The organism is Plantactinospora solaniradicis, from assembly GCF_042658085.1.
GTDB classification, from domain to species: domain Bacteria; phylum Actinomycetota; class Actinomycetes; order Mycobacteriales; family Micromonosporaceae; genus Plantactinospora; species Plantactinospora solaniradicis.
Genome location: NZ_JBHSPR010000008.1, coordinates 543,070 through 564,218 on the forward strand (window position 1 = coordinate 543,070; position 21,149 = coordinate 564,218).

Here is a 21,149-nt window from a genome sequence, read left to right on the forward strand (position 1 = left end):
CGACTTAACCGGACGACATGGGGATGACGTCAGGCGTACCGGCCGGGCACGATGCCGACGTCGTAGGCGTGGATGATGGCGCCGGCCCGGTCGCGGACGCCGAGCTTGAGAAAGATGGCCGAGATGTGCCCCTTGACGGTCCGTTCGCTGAGATGGAGCGACTGGGCGATCTCGGTGTTGTTCGCCCCCGAGGCGACGAGGCGGAGCACGTCCAGTTCACGGTCGGTCAACGCGCTGACGGACGGGGCGGGCGTGGCCGCGCGCCGCTGCCGGACCAACCCGAGGACCCGCTGCGCAACCTGAGGATCGAGCCAGGTTCCACCCCGCGCGGTGACCCGGATGGCACCGACGAGATCGACCGCGGGCGCGTCCTTCAGTACGAAGCCGGCCGCGCCCGCCTCGATGACTCCCCACAGCACCTCGTCGTCGTCGAACGTGGTGAGGGCCAGCACGCGCTGCGGCGTGCCCCCGTCGGCGGTGGCCTGGACCAGCCGGCGCGTCGCTTCGATCCCGTCGAGGACCGGCATCCGGATGTCCATGAGGACGACATCCGGGCTCAGCAGCCGGGCGGCGTCGACCCCGGCCTGCCCGTTGGCGGCCTCGGCGACGATGGCGAGGTCGTCATGGGCGGACAGGATCAGTCGCAGTCCCGCGCGGACGAGTTCCTGGTCGTCGACCAGCACGATGCGGATCATCGGCCGACCGCCGCGCTGGTGGGCCGCAGGGGGAGCGACGCCTCGATCAGCCAGCCGTCGCCGTCGGGACCGGCCGACATCGTTCCGCCGAGGGCGGTGACCCGCTGGCGCATGCCGTCGAGGCCGGTGCCGCCACCCCGACCGCGTTGCGGTACGGGCGCCCGGCGTGCGGCGCCGTTGCGTACCGAGACGACGAGGTGTCCGGGGTCCTGGACGACGCGTACGACGATCTCGGCTCCCGGTGCGTGGTGCTCCACGTTGCTGACGGCCTCCTGCACGACCCGGAAGGCGGCAAGCCCGGTGTACGTGTCGACGGCATCGAGATCGCCGATGACCTCGCTGTGCACCGGAAGGCCCGCCGTGGCCACGGACTCCAGCAGGCCGACGATGTCCGGGGCGCCGGGTAGCGGTGGCTGCGCCCCGGTCTCGCCGGGATCCCTCAGCAGTCCGACGATCGCCCGTACGGATTGCAGACTCTCCCGTCCCACCTGCTCGGCGCGGTCGAGCGCCTCGGCCGCCGCCGCGGGATCGCGGTCGAGGACCTGCCGGGCACCGACCAGGTTGAGCAGGACGACGCTGAGACCGTGCCCGACCGCGTCATGGACGTCGTGGGCGATCCGTCGCCGCTCGGCCGCGGCGGCGGCGACGTCGAGCCGGTCGTGTGCCTCGGTCAGCGCCGCGATCAGTTGGCGCTCCCGACGGAGGATGCGGCCGATCAGCCAGCTCAACAGTGCGCCCGTTCCGAAGAAGACGACGCCGGGGTAGTCCTCCCGCCACTGCCCGTACCGGAGGATGTCCGCCGCCGGGCTGACGATCGCGCCGACCAGCGCCGCCGTCTCCGCCGGCCACGACGTTCCCATGGCTGCCAGCCACGCCACCGCGAGCAGTGCCAGGAAGATGGCGCCCGGCGCTCGGTAGGAGAAGCTGACGACCGCCGGGATACCGACGCCCGCGACGGCCATCACCCACGGCCCGACCCGGACCTGGCCCGCCAGCAGCGCCCAGGGGACGAGCGCGAGTACGAGCGTTCCGACCAGACCGAAGGTGATGTCGGTCGTCACGAACACGAGCAGGGCCGCCGCCAGGGCCGCGATCGGGAAGGCCAGGCCGGTGGTGAACGAGCCGCCCCATGCACGTAGCCCGGTCGCTTCCATGATCGGAGAATACCGCCGCTCGCGACCGGGGGACCCGTACCCAGGTACCTGCCGACCCCGGCCTCCGGTACGGCCCCGGACCCGGCCCTGGACCTGGTCTGTTGCGGTCGGCGGTCCGATGTGCGCGGTAGGGCCCGGAACAGACGATGCAGTCACCCCTTTCTCGCGGACATCGGAGCCTCTCGTGTTCAATAAAATCGGTTGTTTCACCGTCCGGTGGCGCCGCCTGGTGCTGGCCCTGACCGTCCTCTTCGTCGTCGCCGCCGGTGCGGCCGGCGCCGGCGTGTTCGGCAAGCTCGGCGGCGGTGGTTTCGAGGATCCGGATGCCGAGTCGACCCGGGCCAGCGCCTTCCTGACCGAGATCGGCGCTCCCAACCCCGAGATGGTCCTGCTGGTCGAGGCGAACGACGGCAACGGCGTCGACGACCAGGTCGTACGCGCGGCCGGCGACGAGCTGACCAGGGCCGTCTCGGGTGTGCCCGCGGTGGACACCGTGACCTCCTACTGGTCGACGGGTGGAGAGCGGGCACTGCGGTCGACCGACGGACGGTCGGCGCTGGTGGTGATCGACCTCGCCGGCACCGAGGAGCAGGTCGACGAGGCGGCCGCCGCCATCGAGGACGGCTACGTCGGCACCCGAGGCCCCGTCACCGTCCGGGCGGGCGGCGGGTACGCGATCGACAACGCCATCGGCGAACAGCTCAGCACCGACCTGGTCAGCGCCGAACTGCTGGCGGTCCCGGCGACGCTGGTCCTGCTGCTCCTCGTGTTCGGCGGACTCGTCGCGGCGGGACTGCCGCTGGTCATCGCGCTGGTCGCGGTCGTCGGCGCACTCCTGGGCCTGCTCGGCATCGCACAGCTCACCGACGTCTCGGTCTACTCGATCAACCTCATGACCGGGCTCGGGTTCGGGCTGGCGATCGACTATTCGCTCTTCATCCTCAGCCGGTTCCGTGAGGAGTTGGCCGCCGGCCGTACGACGGAGGCGGCGGTGGTCCGCGCCGTCGAGACCGCCGGCCGTACCGTCGCGTTCTCGGCTCTCACCGTGGCGGTCTCGCTGTCGGCGCTCCTGGTCTTTCCCCTGTCCTTCCTGCGGTCCTTCGCCTACGCGGGTGTCGCGGTGGTCATCTGTGCCGCAGCGGCCTCGCTGCTGACCCTGCCGGCCCTGCTGGCGACCCTCGGGCCCCGGGTGAACACCTGGTCGATCCGGCTTCCCCGGCGTACCGCTCGTCGGGCCGGGACCGGTTTCTGGCACCGGCTCGCCAACGCCGTGATGCGCCGGCCAGTGCTGGTCGCGACCGGTGTCGTCGTCTTCCTCCTGGCGTTGGGCAGCCCGTTCCTCGGAGTCAACCCGGGACTGCCGTCGTACCAGGCGCTGCCTCCGGGCAACGAGGCGCGGCAGGTCGCCGAGTCGATCAGCGCCGGGTTCGCCGGGAACCGGACCGCGCAGTTCGGTGTCGTCCTGCCCGGCGTCGAGGCCCAGGGCGCGGACGCCGACGCGGTGACGGCCTTCGCCCGCCAGATCGGCGCGGTCGACGGCGTCACCGACGTGGTGGTGCACTCGGCGGCGGCGGGCTCGTGGCTGACCGTCGTGCCGTCCGTGGTGCTGCGGTCCGCCGAGGGCGAGAAGCTCGTCAAGGAGATCCGGGCGCTGGACCCGCCGTTCGAGTTCGGCGTCGAAGGCGACGCGGCGGAACTCGTCGACGCGAAGGCCGCCATCCACAGTCGACTGTTGCTGGCGTTGGCCATCATCGCGGTGACCACCTCGGTACTGCTGTTCCTCGTGTTCGGCAGCATTCTCGTACCCGTCAAGGCGATCGTGCTGAACCTGCTCTCGCTCACGGCCACGTTCGGCGCGATGGTCTGGATCTTCCAGGACGGCCACCTGTCCGGGCTCCTGGGCTTCACGGCCACCGGGCAACTCGACGTGTCGATGCCCATTCTGATGTTCTGCGTCGCCTTCGGCCTGTCGATGGACTACGAGGTGTTCCTGCTGTCCCGCATCAAGGAGGAGTACGACCGCACCGGCGACAACACCCGGTCGATCGCCGCCGGACTGGAGAAGACCGGCGGCCTCATCACCGCCGCCGCCCTGGTGTTGGCGATCTCGTTCGTCGCCTTCGGCACGAGCGGCATGAGCTTTCTCAAACTGATGGGGATCGGCCTCGCGTTGGCGATCATCATGGACGCCACCGTCATCCGGGGGCTGCTCGTCCCGGCCGTGATGCGCCTCGCCGGGAACGCCAACTGGTGGGCACCCGCCCCGCTCCGGCGGCTCCACCAGCGCTGGAACCTCCAGGAGCGCTGAGTGACCCCCGCGTCTCGCCCCGGAAAGCGGCATCTCCCGGGGCGGGACGCGGGCGGCAACCGGGTGTTGCTCAGCTGCCGGGGCGGGGGAACGCCACCGGACTGCGGTGCCCGGTCGTGTCGACGGCCCGTACCCCGAAGAAGACGTTGTCCTTGGACAGGTCGATGGTGGCCGTGGTGACGTCACCGACTCCGATCACGTGGGTCCACTCGGGCGCGGTCGTCTCCCGCCAGACGATCTCGTAGCCGGCCAGGTCTGGTTCGGTACCCCGGGTCCACCGCAGTTCGGTGTCGTTGGTCAGGTTGGTCGTGACGATGATGGCGCCCTTCGGCGTGCCCGGGGCCTGGGCGAGGGACCACAGCGCCGCGCCGTTCACCTTGGCCACCCGGGTGATGTACTCGAAGTCGCAGAACTCCGGCAGGTCGCCGTACTGCTTGCCGTCGACCACCCGGACGTCCTGGTGCTGGTGCGCGAAGTCCTCGTTCGGCTCGGTGAACCGGCCCGCCGGATAGCCCTGCTCCAGGAACGAGATGTGGTCGCTGCCGCGCAGGTAGCGGTCCCGGCGGTAGATCACCCGGACCTCCATCCCGGTGCTGTCGTTGTCCGCGACGTCGCCGACGAACCGGGCCAACTGGCGGCTCGGCGAGTCGTTCTCCCCGCCGACGGACCGCCGCGTGTTCCCCTCCGCCGGTGTCTCGGCCGTCGGCACCCCCTCGGCGAAGAGCCGGACGGTGCGCCGGTCCCGGGTGCCGTCGTCCGCCGTGCTGCTGCCGACGATGTCGTCGCTGAACATTCCCTGCACGTCCGCCCCGGCCGCCTTGTACTGCCGGGCCATGTACCCCGACCCGTACAGGCCCTGTTCCTCGCCGGCCACGGCGGCGAAGACGATGGTCGCCTCGCTGCGCCGGGTCGCCATCACCCGGGCCAGTTCCATCAGCACCGCCACTCCGGACGCGTCGTCGTCCGCGCCGGGCGCGTCGCTGGTCGCGTCCATCACGTCGGTGCACCGGGAGTCGTAGTGTCCGGTCACCACGTAGATCCGGTCCGGCGACGACTCTCCGCGCAACGTCGCCACCACGTTCGTGATCCGGGTCGGCACCGGGATCCGGGACGCCGGCTCCTGGATGTACGACTGGAGTTCCACCGTCATCCGCCCGCCGGACCGTGCGGCGTAGCCCTGCATCTGCTGGTGGATCCAGTCCCGGGCGGCGCCGATCCCGCGCTCCGGGTCGTCCTGGGTCGACAGGGTGTGCCGGGTACCGAACGCGGCGAGCCGCCGCACTATCGCCTCGATCCGGCGCTGGTCGATCTCGCGGAGCAGTTCCCGCAGTTCGCGATCCGGGGACTGCGGCCGGACCGGGCGGCCCGGACCCGAGCCGCCGCTGTGGGCGGGCGCCGCGGCGGCGGAACCGGCGACGGCCACCGGCGCGGCGACCGTGGCGGCTGCGGTGACGGTGGCGGCGGACAGGAACGTACGGCGGCTGGACTTCGTGGGCCCGTCGCCTCGGAGCTCATCGGCTGTCATGTCAGGCATCGTCATCAATACGCACTCTGGATGTCAACGGACAGGATCATTCTCGCCGTCCGGTTTGCGATTCTCGGGCCCGTCCTGCCGGTCCCCGCCGGTTCACGCCCGTCCCACCGGGTAACGGTCGGACCGGGGTTTGCCGGGCCGATGTCCGGGAACGGCGGGGCCATGACGAAACCGCGCGTTGTGATCGTCGGGGCCGGGTTCGCCGGCTACCACGCGGCGAAGAGCCTGTCCCGGATCGCCCGTGGTCAGGCCGAGATCGTGCTACTGAACCCCACCGACTACTTCCTGTACCTCCCGCTCCTGCCCGAGGTGGCGGCCGGGATCCTGGAACCGAGCCGGGTCTCGGTCTCCCTGGCCGGCACGCTGGACGGGGTACGGATCGTCATCGGCGAGGCGAGCCACATCGACCTGAACGCCAAGCGGGTCGACTACACCGGTGCCGAGGGCGAGCCCGGCAATATCGGTTACGACCGACTGATCATCGCGGTGGGCAGCGTCAACAAGCTGTTGCCGATCCCGGGGGTCACCGAGCACGCGCACGGGTTCCGGGGTCTTCCGGAGGCGCTGTACCTGCACGACCACGTGGTCAGCCAGGTCGAGTTGGCCGAGGCGACCGACGACCCGGCCGAGCGGGACGCGCGTACGACGTTCGTGGTCGTCGGGGCCGGCTACACCGGTACGGAGGTGGCGGCGCACGGTCAGTTGTTCACGGACGCGCTCGCCGCCCAGCATCCCCGGCTGGGTGTACGGCCCAGGTGGCTGCTGCTCGATCTCGCCGAGCGGGTGCTGCCCGAGCTGGACCTTCGGATGTCGGAGACGGCCAAGCGGGTGCTCGACGGCCGAGGTGTCGACGTCCGGATGGGCACCACGGTCAAGGAGGCGATGGCCGACGGCGTACGGCTCAGCGACGGCGAGTACATCGCGACCCGGTCATTGATCTGGTGCGTCGGGGTACGCCCCGATCCACTGGTGGCCGACCTCGGCCTGCGCACCGAGCGGGGGCGGCTCGTGGTCGACGAGTTCCTCGGAGTGCCCGGGTTCCCGGACGTCTTCGCCTGTGGGGACGCCGCCGCCGTACCCGACCTGACCCGGCCGGGACAGGTGACCGCGATGACGGCGCAGCACGCCCAGCGGCAGGGGAAACTGGCCGCGCACAACGTCGCCGCGTCGTACGGGCAGGGCCGGCGCCGGCCGTACCGGCACCACGACCTCGGGTTCGTGGTGGATCTCGGCGGCACCGACGCGGCCGCGAACCCGCTGCACGTGCCGCTGGCGGGACTGCCGGCGAAGGCGGTGACCCGGGGCTACCACCTGCTGGCGTTGCCGGCCAACCGGGCCCGGGTCAGCGCCGACTGGCTGCTCGACGCGGCGCTGACCCGGCAGTCCGTACAGCTCGGTCTGGTGCCGGCGAACGCCGTACCGCTGGAGAGCGCGTCGCCGGAGCTGCCGGCCCGACGATAGCGGCGGACGACAGCGGCCCTACCTGGTGCCTTACGGGCCCGGGCGCGGCGGGCGCGGCTGTCCCGGGCCGGCGGCCATCCCGCCGCCGACCTCGTCGATCGCGTCGTCGATCTGGTGGGCGAGCGCCACGTCGAGCGCGGTGACCGCGTCCAGGGCCCGGGTCCGGACGGTGAGTACCGCCGTCTCCGGCGTCTCCCGGCCCACCATCGGGCCCCGGCCGGTGTCCGGGCGCAGCCGGGCCAGCCGGCCCAGCACCCGGTCCAGGTTCTCCGCCGGCAGTTCGATGGTGCGGGTCAGCCGGCGTCGGTCGCCGGACCAGTACGGCAGCGTGGACAGCGCGTCGCGCAGTTCCTCGTCGGTCAGGGCGGCGGTGGCACCGGCCGGATCGACGAGACCTCCGCCGGCCGGTGGCGGCCCGAGCAGGTCACGCAGGTACTCCGGCAGGTCGAGCGACTCGACCAGCCGATGGTCCTGCTCGGCGAGCGCGCTCAGGGTCGCCTGGGCCTGGTAACGGGCCTGCTCCGGGCTGCGGTGGCTGAGCCGGGCGACCTCGTCGAGGAATCCCGCCAGGTCGCGGCGCCGGTCTCCGGAGGCCAGCGACCGTTCGTCGCACAGCTGACCGGGTACGGCGTCCAGCAGACGCTGTCGGTCCGCCTCGTCCAGTGCCCGGGCCAGCGCGGTCACCGTGGCCCCGGCGGCGGCACGGGCCTGTTCGAAGTCCACGCCGGCCCGCCGTCCGACGTCGGAGACGAGATCCCGGTACGCGATGACGGCGACGTCCGTGCCGACGGCGCTGCCGGAATCGTCGGGCAGCGGCATGGGACGTTCGGCCGGTGCGGGTGGCGGGGTGACCGGGCCGCCCCGCTCGGCGTTCGGCTTGCGGCCGCCGGCCGGCGGCGGCCCGTTCCGGCGGCCCCGGTCCAGGCTCTCGAGCTGCTTGTCGGCCCCGAGGGTGGCCCCGACCTCGCTCGGCCGGCGGCCCTGCTCGCGGGCCTGCCGGGCCAACGTACGACGTCGTTGGTTGTCACCCTCCATCTGCTTCCCCATGCCGCCTCCTCGGTGCGCCCGTCATCGTCATGAGTTGGAGCCAGATCAACCGCCTTCCCGTGCCGCGATCCCCGAAACTCGCGGGCGTACCGGCCCAGGTCGACCCGATCGTCGACCGGGCTGGGCCCCGGACCGCCTCGTGGCTCATCTCGGTGGGGTGAGGGGCGCTCACCCCACCGGCGTCCAGGATCAGGTCGACCGGTGAGACTTCCGTGCTACCGGAAGGAACGTCGCCATGAAGAGGATCGTCGAGATCGTCCCCGCCCGACCCGGCTGGTACGCCCGCTGGCGTCTCGACCCGGACACCACCCGCTCGTACCCGGTTTCGGTGTGGGCGCTGCTGGAGGAGATGGACGAAGGCGGCCGAGAGGTCATCGGGGTCGATTCCGTCGGCCAGTGGCCGGGGTCGGAGGAGAACGAGGCGGGCGGGGACTTCGTCCGGTACCTCTTCCAGCCGCCGGACAGCGGGGCTCCGGAGGACGCGGCCCGGCCGGAGGAACTGGGCGCCGAGCCGACGAACCGGCCGGCGCGGCTCGAACCGGCCTGATCCGGGGCGCGGTGGGCGGGGCGGACTCGGGCGCGACGAGGCACCGGACTGCGACGAGGCATCGGACTTCGGGACGCGACGGATCAGAGCAGTTCCAGCGGTCGCGGGCCGCTCGGCGGCGGGAACGCCCAGTCGAGTTCAGCGAGATCGTCGTCGGTCAGGGTCAGTTCGACCGCTGCCCGGTTCTCCAGTACCCGGGACGGGGAACTCGCCTTGGTCACCGTGCAGACCCCCGGCTGAGCCAGCAGCCAGGCGAGCCCCACCTGACCGGGTGTGGCGCCGTGCCGCTCCGCCACGGCGGCCAGGGCCGGGTGGTCGAGCATCCGGCCACGTTCGAGCGGCGAGTACGCCATCACGGGCAGGCCCGCCGCGCGGCACCGGGGGAGCAGATCCCACTCGATTCCCCGCCGGGTCAGGTTGTACGGGATCTGGTCGGTCTCGAACGCCGTACCGCCGGGGATGCCGGTCAGTTCGACCACCTCGGGGACGTCGAAGTTGCTCACTCCCCAGTGCCGGATCAGCCCCTGGGTCATCAGGTTGGTGAACGCCTCGACCGTCTCCGGCAGGGGCGCGGAGCCCCGTTGGTGCAGGAGGTACAGGTCGATCCGGTCGGTGCCGAGCCGGTCCAGGCTTCGCTCGCAGGCGGCGGCGGTGCCGTCCCCGGTCGCGTGCTCCGAGGAGATCTTGCTGATCAGGAAGATCTCCTCGCGTCGGTCGCCGAGCGCCTCGCGGACCAGTTCCTCGGCTCCGCCGTCGGCGTACACCTCTGCGGTGTCGATGACGGTCAGGCCGACGTCCACTCCGGCGCGAAGCGCCGCGATTTCGTCGTCCCGCCGCCGAGGATCCTCCGCCATTCCCCAGGTGCCCTGGCCGAGTGCCGGGATCGCCTCGCCGGACGGCAGCGTGACCGTCGGGACCTGCTGTTTCGCCATGGCTAACCTCTTCCTGAGCGGTCCGTGTTGGGCACCTTCCCCCGGCCATGTCCGACAAACCGCACCCGGGTGCCGGCCTCTCGATGTCGATCTAGGGGTTGCGTATACTTGCCTGACTGCAAGTATCGGCCGGTCAGGGGTGCGGAGGGGGCGGGACGTGGCGTTCTCCGTCAATTGCACGCAGCATGCCGACGTCGTACGGATACATCTGGCTGGTGAGTTGGACATCGTCACGGTGCCCGAGTTCAACGCAGCCCTCGACCGGTTGCTCGACGAGGGCCAACGGCGTTTACTTGTAGACCTGACAGAGCTGACCTTCTGTGACTCGAGCGGACTGGCCGCGTTCGTACGGGGGGACGACCAGGCCGTCTCGCGAGGCGGCTGGCTGCGGCTGACCGGAGCCACGGGTCGGGTCGACCGGGTGCTGCGGATCAGCGGACTGGCCGAGTTGTTCCGGTACGACCGGGAACATGACCAACATGACCCGGCGCCCCTTAGTGACCGCTGATCGGCTACAGTTCCCTCGCCCGTCGACGGTCGACCGAGCCCGAACCAGCTTGCCCTCGCCTGCTGACGCCGGTGGCGGCCATCCCATCCCAACCGACCCGAGGCAGGTCTCCGATGGACGCAGCCGAGTCGAACCCCGTGCGGATCCTGGTCGTCGACGACGATCCGGGCGACGTGCTGATGATCGAGGAAGCGTTGGCCCATTCCGGCGTCCCCAAGGCGATCGACGTCGTCGGCGACGGCCAGGAGGCGATGGAGTTCCTGTACCAGGAGGGTCGGCACGAGACCGCGCCCCGGCCGGACATGATCCTGTTGGACCTCAACATGCCCCGGATGGACGGTCGGCAGGTGTTGACCAAGGTCAAGAGTGACGACAACCTGCGTACGATCCCGATCGTCGTGCTGACCACCTCGAACGCGGACACCGACATCCTCGGCAGCTACAACCTGCGCGCCAACGCGTACGTCACCAAGCCCATCGGTCTCGACGACTTCAACGACGTCATCCGGCGGATCGACGAGTTCTTCGGTCAGATCGTGGTGCTGCCCCGGCAAAGCTGAGCGGCTCCGGACGCCCGGCCGAACAAGACGCCCGCATGCTGAACAATTTTCCCGATTCACCCCTTGGTAGGTCTACCGACTGACGAGGATTTCAGGTGGCAAGAGACAACGGCTGCCTGGGGGCGAAGCATGGAATTCTCCGTCGTGGAAATCGGCTATGACCAGAACCAGGTCGACCGCTGCCTGGAGGATCTGGGCGAGCGACTGAGTCGGTTGGCGGTGCGGACGGACGCCGTCACGAAGAACCATCCCGAACTGGCCCAGCTCCGGGCGGAGATCGACCGGTTGAGCGGTCTGTTGGCCGTCCCGCCACCGCCCGGTGACGCGTCCGACCGGGCCCGGCAGTTGCTGCTGACCGCCGAGCGTGAGGCGGCCGAGATCCTGGCCGGGGCCCGAGCCGACCTGGCGGCGGCGCGGGAGGAGGCCCGGCAGGTACGCGACCAGGTCTACGCCGAGGCGGTACAGGCCCGCCGTGAATTCGAGGCGTCGTTGCAGGCACGCCGGATCCGGGCCGAGCGGGTCGACGAGATCCTCCGGGACGTCGTGATCAGCCGGAGGTCGCGTCCGGACACGCACCGGCAGGACAATGCCGATTCGGTCGACGAGATCGTCCCGGCCCCAGCCTCCTGACGCGTTCGCCGCGTTCGCCGTTTCCGACGTTCAACGTCCGCCGCTGATCATCCGGCGGCGACGGATGACCAACCGGAGCTGATCATCCGGCTCGCCGGTTCCACTTTCGATCACGCGCTACCGGCGGCGTGCACGTGCTTGTTACCGTCGGCGCCCGACGGGATCGAGAGGGCGCGAGCGTTGGGCGGGTCGACGGCGTACCTGGTGACGGTGGTGGGTTGCCTGGTCGTGGTGGCAGGTGTGGTGGTGGCGGTGCTGGCCGTCCGGGCGGCGCGGAAACGGGCTGCTGCCCGAACCGTCGACGACGTGGTCCGGGACCCGTTCCGGAGCGTGGACGACGACGCCGACGCACTCCGGGGTGATCCCCGGAAGCTGCGTCCCGGTGACATCGTGGAGATCCGGCACCTCGTACGGGGTGCGCGGCACGCTGCGGTTCACCGAGGGCGGTTGGGGCTGGGCGGAGCACCTGCTGGACGACGCGCACGGCGCCAAACTCTGGCTCTCGGTCGAGGAGGACCCCGACCTGGAACTGGTGCTCTGGACCGGGATGTCGGACGTGACCGTCGCCCCCGGCCCGGCCCAGATCGACGTCGACGGCCGGCGCTACCGGCGGGACGAGTCCGGCAGCGCGGTGGCCGACCTCTTCGCCGCCGACTACGTCGGTGCCCTGCTCGGCGGTCTGGCCTTCCCGTTCCTGCTGATGCCGGTCCTCGGCCAGCTGCGGGGCGTGCTGGTCGTCGGCGTGGTGAACGCGATCGCCGGGCTCGCGCTGGTCTTCACCATCTTCCGCCGGGAGCTTGGCCGCCGGGTCCGGGTCGGGCTGGCCGCCGGGACCGTCGTGGTCGGCCTCGTGCTCGGGTACGCCTATCTGACGGCGTACGACTTCGAGGTGACCGCGCGTCAGCAACTCTTCCGGGACCCGGTGGTGCACGCCGAGCGCAGCGCGTACCAGGAGATCGTGTTGACCCGTTCGGTGCCGCTCGTCGCCCAGGGCGTCACCGACCTGCGGCTCTACCTCAACGGGGACCTGCAGTTCAGCTCGGTCGACGAGTACCGCTACCACGAGGCGCTGGTGCATCCGGTGCTCCGGGACGGCCGTGGGTCGGTGCTGGTGCTCGGCGGCGGCGACGGGCTGGCCGTACGGGAGCTGCTGCGCTATCCCGACGTCGACACGGTGACCGTGGTCGAACTGGATCCGGCGGTGATCCGGCTGGCCCGGACCGAGCCGCAACTGCGGGCGCTCAACGCCGACGCGTTCGCCGATCCACGGGTCCGGATCGTCAACGCCGACGCGTTCAGTTGGCTACGCGCCGGACCGGGACGGTTCGACGCGGTGGTGGTGGACCTGCCGGACCCGGACGAGACGGCGACCGCGAAGCTGTACTCGGTCGAGTTCTACTCGCTGGTCCGGGCGGTCCTGGCCGACGGGGGCCGGATGGTGGTGCAGGCCGGCTCGCCGTATTTCGCGCCCCGGTCGTACTGGTGCATCGAGGCGTCGTTGCGGTCCGCCGGCTTCGCCACCGTGCCGTACCACGTCGACGTGCCCTCCTTCGGCGACTGGGAATTCCTGCTCGCCGCGTCCGGTCCGGTGCCGCCGACGCTCGGTCTGCCGTCCGACCCCGCGCCGCTGCGCTTCCTCGACGCGGAGACGCTGCGGTCGGCCGCGAACTTCCCGCCGGACCGGCGCCGGGTGGACCTGCTCCCGTCCACCCTGCTCCATCCCCGCGTGCTGGAGTACGCCCGCGCGGAGTGGCGCCGGTACTGAGGGCCAGGACCGGCGGCTCAGACGAGCGCGCCGACCACGGTGGTTGCCCGCCCCTCGTGCTGGGCGTACGCGTCGGGGAACGCGGAGATCTGTACCGCCTGTGCCGCACCGGTCACGCTCATGTCCTGCCAGCCGGGAATGGCGAGCAGCGCCTCGTAGAAGCGCTCGGCCGCGTACGCCGGTCGCATCAGGTCGGCGACGGTGCCCCAGCCGGAGCTGGGTCGCTGCTGGAACAGCCCGACCGAGTCGTGGTCGTACCCGACGCCCTGGTTCGGAAGGTCGAGCGATTCCGGCAGGACGCCGCTGGCCAGGTTGTAGAGGTTGCTCTCCTGCATCGAGGTGGCGATCGCGACCACGAGACCTCGGCGCGGGACGTCCATCTTCAGGCCGACCTGGACGATCGTGTGCGCGTTGTCCATCTGGGCCTGGGTGAGGCCGGCGACCGGACTCGGCCGGACCGGCGACCGCTTGGCCCGGGTGACCTGGGTGCGGGCGACGGTGGGGCGGGCGGTCGGCTGGCTGGGGGTCGGGGTGGCGGTGGCCGACGGCGTCGGAGCGGGCACCCGTTCGGTCGCCCGGGACGCCGGGTCACGCTGGACCTCGGCGGCGCGCTCGGCCAGCAGGCTCGCCGAGGGTGCCGGCTCGGCCGGCGTGGTGGCCGCCCGCGACTCGACGAAGACCGCGACGCCGAGGCAGCAGGCGAGCGCGGCTACCGACCCGAACCGGACCGGGCCGGAGGAGAGCAGTGACCGGAGGCCGGATCGGACCCGCCCTGATTCGGGTACGGGCCGAGCCCGATGACGGCCGACCGGCCGGTCGACCGAACCGGGATCATCCGAACGGTCAGCCTGCGTTCCGGTGTCTGGGTCGCGATCCGCTTGTTCCTTGTGAGGCACCCGCCGAGGTTAGGTAAAGCCGAGTCGAATGGGGCGGGTCGAACGGGTGGCCTGTACCACACTTTTGCCTGGTCAACCGGGCAGTCGTCGTCAGTCGCGGGCGACATTGCCGGGACCCGGCAATGCCGGCATGTCCGTCTTGTCCGGCGGCTGCCGCCTACGGGTGACGCCCCGCCCCGCGCCGCCGGATCCGAGCTGTAGATCATCCGATTGGGTCGTTCGGCTCAGCCCGACTGGCCCGGACGGCCGTGCCCGAACCTGGTCCGAACGGTCCGTCACCCGAGCCGGCCCGTCTCCGCAACCGTGCACCGCACCGGCGGGCTCACCCGTCCGGGGACCCGCATGGCGTCCGCTTCGATACGATGCCCTCGGTGGCCGAAAGCAAGATCGAGCCGGCGGGCGGCGGGTCGGCGGGTCGAAGGCGGCGTCGCCGCGACACGCTGATCCTGATCGCGGCTGCCCTGTTGACCGCGCTGATGGCTGGCCACCGGCTGATTCCCAACGTCAGAGGGCTGGGCAGCCTGCTGGACAGCGGCGTCCCGTTCCTCGGTCTCGGCGTGCCGCTGCTCGCATTGGTCGCCCTGCTGGTCCGGTCCCGGATCGCGCTCGCCGCCGTGCTGGTGCCGGCGCTGGTCTGGACGGTGCTGTTCGGCACGGCGTGGATACCGGGCGGGGACGGTGGCCCGGTGCAGTTGCGGGTGGCCAGCCAGAACCTGCGGGAGCGGAATCCCGACCCGACCGCCACGGTCAGTACCCTGGCCGGCACCGAGGCCGACCTGATCGGCCTACAGGAGTTGTCCGGGAACACGGACGCGTCGGTGGGCAGGACGCTGCGGGAGCGGTATCCGCATCGGGCCGTCGTCACCACGGTCGGGCTCTGGAGCAGGTTTCCGATCCGGGACTTCGTCGGCGTCGACACCGGGCTCGCCTGGACCCGGGCCCTGCGGGCCGTGGTGGCCGCGCCCGGCGGCGACGTCGTCGTCTACGTCGTGCACCTCGGCTCGGCCAGGGCCGGTGACACCGGTACCCGGGACCGGACGGTGGCCGCCCTCGCCGACCGGATCCGTCAGGACCCGGCCGAGCGGCTGATCGTGCTCGGCGACCTCAACACCGCGACCACCGACAGGAAGATCGAGCCGCTGACCGCGCTGCTCAACGACGCCCAGGCGGACGCCGGCCGGGGGCCGGGCTTCACCTGGCCGGCGGCGTTGCCACTGACCCGTCCCGACCACGTGCTCTACCGGGGTCTGACGGCGGCGTACGCCAAGGTCGTCCGGACACCGGCCAGCGACCACCGCGCGGTGACCGCAGGCTTCCGGTAGTTGGGTGTGCCGCTGGCCCCGACGAAGGAGGCTGGCGCCGGCCGTGATCAGCGTCGGCGCGGTTCCGCCGGACTGACGGTGAGGGTGTGCCGGCCACTGCCGTTGGCGAACGGCCAGAGCCGGTCGGCGTAGCGGGCCAGATCGGTCAGCTGGTCCCGGTTCAGGCCGACCGACGCGATGCTGGCGCGTACGTCGGCCCGGTACAGACCGTCGGAGTCCCGGGCGAGCCGGGCCTGGGCGCGGACCTGCACGGTGTGTGCCTCGTCCGTGATGCCCGTGGCCGCCTCGACCGCCGCGTGGTGCAGGCAGGAGGCGAACGCGGCGGCGAGGAGCTGTTCCGGGGCGAGCCCGGTGCAGTGCGGCGCCAGCGGCGAGGCCAGGGTGGTCGACAGTTCCCCGTCGTCCGTATGCAGGTGACCTCCTTCAGCGGTAGCGGTGGCCTCGTGCACCCAGGAATCCGAATCCGGCATTGCGTACCCCCCGTGTGGCTCTGCGGCGGGCTACCCGGCGGGCCCGCCGTGAAACCCGGAACGACCGCCCGGAGCCGATCGGCTCGCCGGAAACCGTGCCGGAGCGGCGCCCGACCGGGTAGGTTGCGCCGATCCGGTCCACTAAACGTCTTCAAACCGCCCAAACTGCCCCTCGTTCCGGCCGCTGCTTCCGGGGACGTCAAGCCGACGTCAAGAACGCGATGCGGGACGTAGTCGAAACGTCAGAACCCACCGAATACACCCATTAGCCGGGCTTTCATGGTTCTGGCGGCCGAAGACGGTCGTCTGGACGCGCGTGCTGGAGAGGACGTTCGGTGATCGACGTCGTGTTCGTGCTGCTGACGCTGGGGCTCTTCGCGGCCCTCGCCCTGGTCGCTCGGGCGGTGGAACGGCTGTGAACCCAGTCAACCTGATCGGCCTGGTCGTCGCGGCCGGGCTGGCCGTCTTCCTGCTGTTCGCACTCCTGTTCCCGGAGCGTTTCTAGATGAGTACGACGACCGCGGGCATCATCCTCATCGCCACCCTCGTGGTGGCCCTGGTGGCGGTGTACAAGCCCTTCGGCAACTACATGTACCGGGTGGTCTCCGGCGACCGGCACTCCCGGGTCGAGCGCGTCATCTTCCGCCTGATCGGCGTCGACGCCAGGGCCGAGCAGTCCTGGGGCACCTACGCGCGCAGCGTACTGGCGTTCTCACTGCTGTCCCTGCTCTTCCTGTACGCGTTCCTGCGACTGCAGGACAAGCTGTGGCTATCCCTCGGATTCGACCCGGTGACCGACCACATCGCCTGGAACACCGCGGTCAGTTTCGTGACCAACACGAACTGGCAGGCGTACTCGGGTGAGTCGACGATGGGCCACCTGGTGCAGATGGCCGGGCTGGCCGTCCAGAACTTCGTCTCCGCGTCGGTCGGCATCGCGGTCGCGGTGGCCCTGATCCGGGGCTTCGCCCGGAGCCGTTCCGAGCAACTGGGCAACTTCTGGGTCGACCTGGTCCGGATCACGCTGCGGATCCTGCTGCCCATCGCGGTGCTCGGCGCGATCGTGCTGATGATCGGTGGGGTGGTGCAGAACCTGTCGGGCGGCACCGACGTCGGCACGGTGGCCGGTGGCGCCCAGACGATCACCGGCGGCCCGGTCGCCTCGCAGGAGGTGATCAAGGAACTCGGCACCAACGGCGGCGGCTTCTACAACGCCAACAGCGCGCATCCGTTCGAGAACCCGACCACCTGGACCAACTGGATCGAGATGTTCCTGATCCTGCTGATCCCGTTCAGCCTGCCCCGGGTCTTCGGCCGGATGGTCGGACAGAACCGCCAGGGGTACGCGATCGTCGCGGTGATGGCGATCCTCGCGATCGCCAGCGTGACGCTGACCAACGTCTTCGAGTTGACCGGCGGCGGCACCGTGCCGCAGGCGATCGGCGCGGCGATGGAGGGCAAGGAGGCCCGGTTCGGGGTCTCCGACTCGTCGACCTTCGCCGCCGTCACCACGCTCACCTCGACCGGTGCGGTGAACTCGTTCCACGACTCGTTCACCCCGCTCGGCGGCATGATGCCGCTGGTCAACATGATGTTGGGCGAGGTGGCGCCCGGCGGCGTCGGCGCCGGCCTGTACGGGCTGCTGATCCTCGCCGTGATCACGGTCTTCGTCGCCGGCCTGATGGTCGGACGGACCCCGGAGTACCTGGGCAAGAAGATCGGCGCACGGGAGATCAAGTTCGCTTCGCTGTACTTCCTGATCACCCCGATGCTGGTGCTGATCGGCACGGCGGCGGCGTTCGCCACCGGCAACAACGGCACGGCGCTGAACGTGGGGCCACACGGCCTCTCCGAGGTGCTGTACGCCTTCACGTCGGCGAGCAACAACAACGGATCGGCGTTCGCCGGAATCACGGTGAACACGCCGTGGTGGGACACGGCGCTCGGCCTGTGCATGCTGCTCGGCCGGTTCCTACCGATCATCTTCGTGCTCGGCCTGGCGGGCTCGCTCGGCCGGCAGAAACCCGTACCGGCCTCCGACGGCACGCTGCCGACGCACCGGCCGCTGTTCGTCGGGATGCTCGTCGGCGTGACGGTGGTCCTGGTGGCGCTGACCTTCCTGCCCGCGCTGGCGCTCGGCCCGCTGGCCGAAGGGTTGTGAGCGCGGTGAGAGTCCTGAACGACATGGTGAGGAAAGGGAAAATGACTGTCAGCCCGGTGGTGCCCGCCCCCTCTGGTGGGCTGCCGTCCTCCGGCTCCGCCAGTGGCGGCCGGGTCGGTGGTGGGCTGTTGGATCCCCGGCAACTGTTCCGTTCGCTGCCGGACGCGGCCCGCAAGTTGAACCCGGTGACGCTGTGGCGCAACCCGGTGATGCTGATCGTGGAGATCGGTGCGGTCTTCACCACGGTGCTGGCCGTCGCCGACCCGTCCGGCTTCGCCTGGGCGATCACCGTCTGGCTGTGGCTCACGGTGATCTTCGCCAACCTGGCGGAGGCGGTCGCCGAGGGCCGGGGCAAGGCGCAGGCGGCGACGCTGCGGCAGGCCAAACGGGACACGGTCGCGACCCGGCTGACCGGCTGGTCGCCCGGCGCCGCACCGAACGCCTACCGGGACGAGGCGGTCGCCGCCACCGAGCTGCGGCACGGCGACGTCGTGGTGGTCGAGGCCGGGCAGATCATCCCCGGCGACGGTGACGTCGTCGAGGGGATCGCCAGCGTGGACGAGTCGGCGATCACCGGCGAGTCCGCCCCGGTGATCCGGGAGTCCGGCGGCGACCGCAGCGCGGTGACCGGCGGCACGAGGGTGCTCTCCGACCGGATCGTCGTGCGGATCACCCAGCAGCCGGGGCAGAGCTTCATCGACCGGATGATCGCCCTGGTGGAGGGCGCCAACCGGCAGAAGACCCCGAACGAGATCGCCCTGAACATCCTGCTCGCGGCGCTGACCATCATCTTCCTGATGGCGGTCGTCACGCTCCAGCCGCTGGCGATCTTCTCCAAGGCGTTCCAGGCGGCGGCGCCGGACACCGCCGCGATCAACGCCGACGGCGTCACCGGGATCGTGCTCGTCTCGCTGCTGGTCTGCCTGATCCCGACCACGATCGGGGCGCTGCTCTCCGCGATCGGCATCGCCGGAATGGACCGGCTGGTGCAGCGCAACGTGCTCGCGATGAGCGGCCGGGCGGTCGAGGCCGCCGGAGACGTCAACACCCTGCTGCTGGACAAGACCGGCACGATCACCCTCGGCAACCGGCAGGCGGCGGAGTTCGTCCCGGTGGACGGGGTGACCGCCGACGAGGTCGCCGACGCGGCCCAGCTCTCCAGTCTGGCCGACGAGACCCCGGAGGGGCGCTCGGTGGTGGTGCTGGCGAAGAACGCGTACGGGCTGCGGGAGCGTGAGCCGGGCCTGATGCCGCACGCCACCTTCGTGCCGTTCACCGCGCAGACCCGGATGAGCGGGATCGACCTGACTCCCGAGGCCACGGTCGACGGGGGAGCGAACGGCCCGACCCGACGGGTCCGCAAGGGCGCCGCCTCGGCGGTGATGAAGTGGGTCCGGGACAACGGTGGGCACCCGACCGAGCAGGTCGGGGACATCGTCGACGGGATCAGCGGCGGTGGCGGCACCCCGCTGGTGGTGGCCGAGCACGTCGACGGCTCGCCGGCCCGGACGCTCGGCGTGATCCACCTCAAGGACGTGGTCAAGTCCGGCATGCGGGAGCGGTTCGACGAGATGCGCCGGATGGGCATCCGGACCGTGATGATCACCGGTGACAACCCGCGTACCGCGAAGGCGATCGCCGACGAGGCCGGGGTGGACGACTTCCTGGCCGAGGCCACCCCGGAGGACAAGCTCGCGCTGATCAAGCGGGAGCAGGAGGGCGGCCGGCTGGTCGCGATGACCGGTGACGGCACGAACGACGCGCCGGCACTGGCCCAGGCGGACGTCGGGGTGGCGATGAACACCGGCACCACCGCGGCGAAAGAGGCCGGCAACATGGTCGACCTCGACTCCGATCCGACCAAGCTGATCGAGATCGTCGAGATCGGCAAGCAGTTGCTGATCACCCGTGGTGCGCTGACGACCTTCTCGATCGCCAACGACATCGCCAAGTACTTCGCGATCATCCCGGCCATGTTCGCCGGGATCTACCCCAGCCTGGACGCCCTCAACATCATGCGGCTGTCCAGTCCGGAGTCCGCGATCCTCTCGGCGGTGGTGTTCAACGCGATCATCATCGTGGTGCTGATCCCGCTCGCCCTGCGCGGCGTCCGGTACCGGCCCAGCAGCGCCAGCAAGCTGCTGACCCGCAACCTGTGGGTCTACGGCCTCGGCGGCATCGTCGCCCCGTTCATCGGCATCAAAATCATCGATCTCATCATCTCGCTCATCTCAGGGATCTCGTGATGCGCCTACCTACCTGGCTCGCCCAACACCTGGCCGCGCTGCGGGCCGTACTGGTCTTCACCGTGCTGCTCGGGCTGGCCTACCCACTGGTTCTGGTCGGAGTCGGGCAGATACCCGGCCTGGCCGACCGGGCCGAGGGCTCGCTGGTCCGCGACGCCGGCGGGACCGTCGTCGGCAGCCGGCTGATCGGCCAGCTCTTCACCGACGCCGACGGCAACCCCATCCCGCGCTACTTCCAGTCCCGCCCGTCGGCGGCCGGCGACGGCTACGACCCGACCTCCACCTCGGCCAGCAACCTCGGGCCGGAGAGCGTCGAGGACACCCTGCCGGTGCCCGGCGCGGTCGATGAGGAGGGCAACCCCGACGAGGGTACGCAGAGCCTGCTGACCCAGGTCTGCACCCGCAGCAGGGACGTCGGCGCCCTCGACGGCGTCGACGGGCGGCGGCCGTTCTGCACCCCGGACGGGCTCGGCGCGGTGCTCCGGGTCTTCCACCGTGACGGCCTGACCGGGCCGGTGACCCGGGCGGTCAGCGTCAACCAGGCGTGCCCGGCCACCCCGTTCATCGCCAGCTTCGGCGGTGTGCCGGTGGAGTGCGCCAAGCCGGGCGAGGACTACTCGGGCGGACTGGTCACCCCGATCCGGGGCGACGCGCCGAGCGAGCCCGCCGTGCCGGCCGACGCGGTCACCGCCAGCGGCAGCGGGCTCGACCCGAACATCAGCCCGGCGTACGCCGAACTTCAGGTGGCCCGGGTCGCCCGGGAGCGGGGCACGTCCCCGGCCGACGTGAAGCGGCTGGTCGAGGAGCACACCAAGGGGCGTGACCTGGGCTTCCTCGGCGAGCCCCGGGTCAACGTGCTGGAACTCAACCTCGCCCTGGACCGGGCGCTGCCGGCGAGCGGCTGAGGGCGGAC

18 protein-coding genes and 1 pseudogene are annotated in these 21,149 nt (G+C 71.0%); 12 read left to right on the top strand and 7 right to left on the bottom strand.

What is annotated here, in order from left to right; translation table 11 throughout:
• Positions 1–29: 29 nt before the first annotated feature.
• Positions 30–695, bottom strand: a complete 666-nt coding sequence (locus ACFP2T_RS12200; RefSeq protein WP_377420824.1) for a response regulator — start codon at positions 693–695, stop codon at positions 30–32.
• Entirely contained in the window at positions 692–1,849 is a 1,158-nt protein-coding gene (locus ACFP2T_RS12205; RefSeq protein ID WP_377420826.1) for a sensor histidine kinase, read from the bottom strand. Before ACFP2T_RS12205 ends, ACFP2T_RS12200 begins: the two co-directional genes overlap by 4 nt.
• 184 nt (positions 1,850–2,033) lie before the next feature.
• Here ACFP2T_RS12205 and ACFP2T_RS12210 point away from each other — a divergent pair, with 184 nt between their 5' ends.
• On the top strand, positions 2,034–4,157 hold the full coding sequence (locus ACFP2T_RS12210; protein WP_377420828.1) for an MMPL family transporter: 2,124 nt from the start codon (positions 2,034–2,036) through the stop codon (positions 4,155–4,157).
• A gap of 70 nt (positions 4,158–4,227) precedes the next feature.
• Here the strand turns inward: ACFP2T_RS12210 and ACFP2T_RS12215 are convergent, their stop codons facing one another.
• Entirely contained in the window at positions 4,228–5,682 is a 1,455-nt protein-coding gene (locus tag ACFP2T_RS12215) for a M20/M25/M40 family metallo-hydrolase (RefSeq protein WP_377420830.1), read from the bottom strand.
• A 171-nt stretch (positions 5,683–5,853) separates the two neighbouring features.
• On the opposite strand from ACFP2T_RS12215, the gene ACFP2T_RS12220 reads away from it, so the two are divergent.
• Positions 5,854–7,152: an NAD(P)/FAD-dependent oxidoreductase gene (locus tag ACFP2T_RS12220; protein ID WP_377420832.1), complete on the top strand. Its 1,299-nt coding sequence runs from the start codon at positions 5,854–5,856 to the stop codon at positions 7,150–7,152.
• Between the two features lie 30 nt (positions 7,153–7,182).
• Here ACFP2T_RS12220 and ACFP2T_RS12225 read toward each other — a convergent pair whose 3' ends face one another.
• The gene (locus ACFP2T_RS12225) at positions 7,183–8,199 is read right to left on the bottom strand and encodes a DUF2267 domain-containing protein (protein WP_377420834.1); all 1,017 of its coding nucleotides are present in this window, start codon (positions 8,197–8,199) and stop codon (positions 7,183–7,185) included.
• Between the two features lie 235 nt (positions 8,200–8,434).
• On the opposite strand from ACFP2T_RS12225, the gene ACFP2T_RS12230 reads away from it, so the two are divergent.
• The gene (locus ACFP2T_RS12230; RefSeq protein ID WP_377420836.1) at positions 8,435–8,746 is read left to right on the top strand and encodes a hypothetical protein; all 312 of its coding nucleotides are present in this window, start codon (positions 8,435–8,437) and stop codon (positions 8,744–8,746) included.
• 83 nt (positions 8,747–8,829) lie between these two features.
• On the opposite strand, the gene ACFP2T_RS12235 is transcribed toward ACFP2T_RS12230, so the two are convergent.
• The gene (locus ACFP2T_RS12235) at positions 8,830–9,678 is read right to left on the bottom strand and encodes an aldo/keto reductase (RefSeq protein WP_377420838.1); all 849 of its coding nucleotides are present in this window, start codon (positions 9,676–9,678) and stop codon (positions 8,830–8,832) included.
• Between the two features lie 157 nt (positions 9,679–9,835).
• On the opposite strand from ACFP2T_RS12235, the gene ACFP2T_RS12240 reads away from it, so the two are divergent.
• From ACFP2T_RS12240 to ACFP2T_RS12255, 4 genes and pseudogenes are all read left to right on the top strand, one after another.
• Entirely contained in the window at positions 9,836–10,186 is a 351-nt protein-coding gene (locus tag ACFP2T_RS12240) for an STAS domain-containing protein (protein WP_377420840.1), read from the top strand.
• Positions 10,187–10,299: 113 nt separating this feature from the next.
• On the top strand, positions 10,300–10,746 hold the full coding sequence (locus ACFP2T_RS12245; RefSeq protein WP_377420842.1) for a response regulator: 447 nt from the start codon (positions 10,300–10,302) through the stop codon (positions 10,744–10,746).
• Between the two features lie 129 nt (positions 10,747–10,875).
• Positions 10,876–11,376 (top strand): ATPase, encoded by a 501-nt coding sequence (locus ACFP2T_RS12250; RefSeq protein ID WP_377420843.1) that lies wholly within the window; start codon positions 10,876–10,878, stop codon positions 11,374–11,376.
• Positions 11,377–11,833: 457 nt separating this feature from the next.
• Positions 11,834–13,141 (top strand): annotated as a pseudogene (locus ACFP2T_RS12255) (polyamine aminopropyltransferase); the annotation flags it as partial.
• Between the two features lie 17 nt (positions 13,142–13,158).
• Here ACFP2T_RS12255 and ACFP2T_RS12260 read toward each other — a convergent pair.
• Complete coding sequence (locus tag ACFP2T_RS12260) at positions 13,159–14,037, bottom strand: hypothetical protein (protein ID WP_377420845.1); 879 nt, start codon at positions 14,035–14,037, stop codon at positions 13,159–13,161.
• A gap of 371 nt (positions 14,038–14,408) precedes the next feature.
• Here ACFP2T_RS12260 and ACFP2T_RS12265 point away from each other — a divergent pair, with 371 nt between their 5' ends.
• On the top strand, positions 14,409–15,359 hold the full coding sequence (locus tag ACFP2T_RS12265) for an endonuclease/exonuclease/phosphatase family protein (protein ID WP_377420847.1): 951 nt from the start codon (positions 14,409–14,411) through the stop codon (positions 15,357–15,359).
• A 47-nt stretch (positions 15,360–15,406) separates the two neighbouring features.
• On the opposite strand, the gene ACFP2T_RS12270 is transcribed toward ACFP2T_RS12265, so the two are convergent.
• On the bottom strand, positions 15,407–15,829 hold the full coding sequence (locus ACFP2T_RS12270) for an OsmC family protein (RefSeq protein WP_377420849.1): 423 nt from the start codon (positions 15,827–15,829) through the stop codon (positions 15,407–15,409).
• A 415-nt stretch (positions 15,830–16,244) separates the two neighbouring features.
• Between ACFP2T_RS12270 and kdpF the strand changes: the two genes are divergently transcribed.
• From kdpF to ACFP2T_RS12290, 4 genes are read left to right on the top strand one after another with little or no spacing between them, the layout of a single operon-like run.
• Positions 16,245–16,334, top strand: coding sequence for a K(+)-transporting ATPase subunit F (gene kdpF, locus ACFP2T_RS12275; protein WP_192769532.1), 90 nt, complete (start codon positions 16,245–16,247; stop codon positions 16,332–16,334).
• Positions 16,335–17,990: a potassium-transporting ATPase subunit KdpA gene (gene kdpA / locus ACFP2T_RS12280; RefSeq protein WP_377420851.1), complete on the top strand. Its 1,656-nt coding sequence runs from the start codon at positions 16,335–16,337 to the stop codon at positions 17,988–17,990.
• Positions 17,991–18,031: 41 nt separating this feature from the next.
• The gene (gene kdpB / locus ACFP2T_RS12285; protein ID WP_377420853.1) at positions 18,032–20,236 is read left to right on the top strand and encodes a potassium-transporting ATPase subunit KdpB; all 2,205 of its coding nucleotides are present in this window, start codon (positions 18,032–18,034) and stop codon (positions 20,234–20,236) included.
• Positions 20,236–21,141: a potassium-transporting ATPase subunit C gene (locus ACFP2T_RS12290; protein ID WP_377420855.1), complete on the top strand. Its 906-nt coding sequence runs from the start codon at positions 20,236–20,238 to the stop codon at positions 21,139–21,141. Before kdpB ends, ACFP2T_RS12290 begins: the two co-directional genes overlap by 1 nt.
• Positions 21,142–21,149: the final 8 nt, after the last annotated feature.